This is a genomic window from Neisseria sp. P0021.S006, from assembly GCF_051956895.1.
Window position 1 is genome coordinate 1 of sequence record NZ_JBQCWZ010000336.1, and the last position, 1,472, is coordinate 1,472.

2 protein-coding genes are annotated in these 1,472 nt (G+C 51.0%); both read right to left on the reverse strand.

Annotated elements, in window-relative coordinates; translation table 11 throughout:
• Positions 1-602 (reverse strand): DUF927 domain-containing protein (locus ACTHUM_RS13885; protein WP_440403157.1); only part of this gene is annotated, 602 nt, incomplete at its 3' end.
• The coding region (locus tag ACTHUM_RS13890) for a DUF7146 domain-containing protein (RefSeq protein WP_440403158.1) at positions 599-1,472 on the reverse strand (874 nt) is incomplete at its 5' end. The genes ACTHUM_RS13890 and ACTHUM_RS13885, both read right to left, overlap by 4 nt.

Sequence of the window (1,472 nt, forward strand, 5' to 3'; positions counted from 1 at the left end):
CGGCTATTTCCTACTGCATATCGGGCTATGTTTTGTTGCCAGTCGGTAAGCTCTCCGTTTGGCTGATATGCCTTTGCTTGGCTGGTGTCGCCGTTGTAGATAATGGCGGGGTCTTTGTCGGTCGCTGTGATGGTTTCCCCACTGGGCATAATGTAGCTGTCTTCGTGCCAGCCTGCGCGGTCGGTAATGGTAAAGGCCGCCGGGCTTCCCTCTTTCTGCAAATAGTCTGCTAGTCTTTCCCTTTTTGCCCGCCCGCTCATGATGACTAGGCCGAAATTCTGCAAACGCTGCCAGCCTTGGACTGTGCCGATTTCTGCTTGTGGTATGGCGGCGGTCTTTTGTTGGCGTGTGATTTTGTCTTTAAACTTGATAATCCGATAATACGCGCCGTCATTGTCTTGCCCTGTGCCAATGATGTCGATAGGGTCGGAAAGCAATAGCGGCTCTGCTTCGATAATATCGCCGTCTTTATCGGTTCTAACGTTTACCCACCATACGCCCCGATTGTCGATTTCAAAGTGAGGGCGCGGGCGGAATGGCTCGATATTCTCAAGGTTGTAGTCGTTGGGGCTTTCCTGCTTCGCTGTTTCGGTATTTTTCATGCTGTCTGTCCTCCGAAATGATTGTCTGATTGCTTTTTCTCGTTCAGTTCGTCCAGTGCGTCATAGCCCGGCGTTTTGCTTTGCCATATGCTCGCCTTGATTCCCTGCTTAATGGCTCGCATTGCCAAGTCATAAGCAGCTCTGTAACCAACGGGGCGGGGCGTGTCGTTATCGGCAATAATCGCAATTTCTTTTATACCGTTCAAAAACTGAAAATTTGCCATGCTGTTTGCGCTCAAGGCCGCGTATAAGCCCCAATCGTAAGCCTTGTACAATTCACGGGCGGCAAGGGCGGTTTCTATTCCCTCTGCAATGACAAGACGGCCATTTTCAGGAATCGGGAACAAGTGGACGGCTTGCCCTGAAATGCTGCCTTGCTTACGGTTTCGCATTTTCTTGGCCGGTAATGCTTCGCCTGTTACAGGGTCTTTGATTGCCAGTTTCTGATAGCGCGGGGCGTGTAGTCCGTCCTCCCCGCATGGCTTGTCATAGCTAGGCTGTAAATAGGTTAGGTGTAAGCCTTGTAGCTCTTCGTCCATATCGCGGATAGCGCAAACCATACAGGGGAAACGGCCAAGCAAAAGCGGCTTATCTTCGACTGTTGTCCAATAGTCTTTTTCAGGTAGGAAACGGACGTTTTCGGGTAAATGCGCCATCTCCAAACCGCGTGATCTCAAATACTGGATAACAGGGGAATCGGGGCGGATAGGTTCTGTGCTTCTCCACAATGCGGCCAGTTTCTCGATTTGGTCTTTTTCGGGGCGTGGCTGCGCTTGTGGGCGTTTGGGCGGTATCGGCAAAGGGTTTGCATTGTCCATGTCTAAAATGCCAGCAACCTGCTTTAAGGCCGTCTGAAAATCACACCCGAAA